1 protein-coding gene is annotated in these 1,064 nt (G+C 73.6%); it reads right to left on the minus strand.

Annotation, left to right across the window (positions count from 1 at the left end):
* A partial coding sequence (locus tag GA0115259_RS38450) for a CDP-alcohol phosphatidyltransferase family protein (RefSeq protein WP_141716906.1) occupies window positions 1-1,064 on the minus strand: 1,064 nt, incomplete at both ends.

Here is a 1,064-nt window from a genome sequence, read left to right on the forward strand (position 1 = left end):
GCGAGCGGGCCCGAGTCGGCGAGATCGGCGAGGGCCCGCGCGGCGCGTTCGGTACGGATGGCCTTGCGGGTCACCGAGCGCAGCACACGGCCGGCGGTGGTGTAGCACGCGGCGAAGGCACAGCCGATGAGCAGCGCGTAGAAGACGGTCCGAGGTGTGGCCAGGGCGGTGAGCACGGCGATCATCGCCCAGCGCTCGCCGATCGGCAGCACGATCATCCGGCGTACCCACACCGTCCAGCCGACGCTGTCGAGCCTGCTGGAGAGCGCGGCGGTGGGTGTGCCCACCACGGCCTTGCCGGTGGCGTTCGCGGTGGTCGCGTCGGCATTCGCCTCGTTGAAGGAGAAGTCCACGACATGCCGGCAGGTCTGGAGGACCATGGCGCCCAGCGCGAGCGCCCATACGTCGTCGCCGCCTCGGGCGGCGCCGAGCGCGAGGCCCGCGTAGTAGGCGTACTCCTTGGCGCGGTCGAATGTCGCGTCCAGCCAGGCGCCCATCGTGGAGTACTGGAGCGAGTAGCGCGCGAGCTGCCCGTCGGTGCAGTCCAGCACGAAGGAGAAGAGCAGCAGGGCGCCGGCCGCGACATAGCCGCCGCGGGTGCCGGTGGCCGCGCAGGCCGCGGCGATCAGGGCGGTGATCAGGGACGCGGTGGTGACCTGGTTGGGAGTCAGGCCTCGGCGGGCGCACCAGCGGGCCAGATAACGGGAGTACGGGCTGACGCAGAAGGTGGTGAAGAAGCCGTCGCGCGCCTTCACGGCGGAGCGCAGCCGTACGGCCTCGTCGTCGACGGCCGCGACAGCGGTCCCGGCCCGTTCCCGGGCGTCCGCGTCAGCCGGTACGGCGGCGACGAGCGAACCCAGCTCGGGGCGGTGGACGGCGGTGCCCCGGGCGTCGAGCGCGGCGGCGACCTGATCGGCGAAGGGCTCGCTCGGGGCGGTGACGGTGGCTCGGGCCTCAGCGGCTCCGACGTGGGTCGCTCCGGTCCGGGCGTGCGGGGCTCTGGGCTCGCTGCCCAGTGGCGGACTGGCGCCGCCGTCGGCCACGGCCGTGATGGCGCTGAGCAG

It is taken from the genome of Streptomyces sp. MnatMP-M17 (assembly GCF_900091995.1).
In the GTDB taxonomy this organism is placed as follows: Bacteria; Actinomycetota; Actinomycetes; order Streptomycetales; family Streptomycetaceae; genus Streptomyces.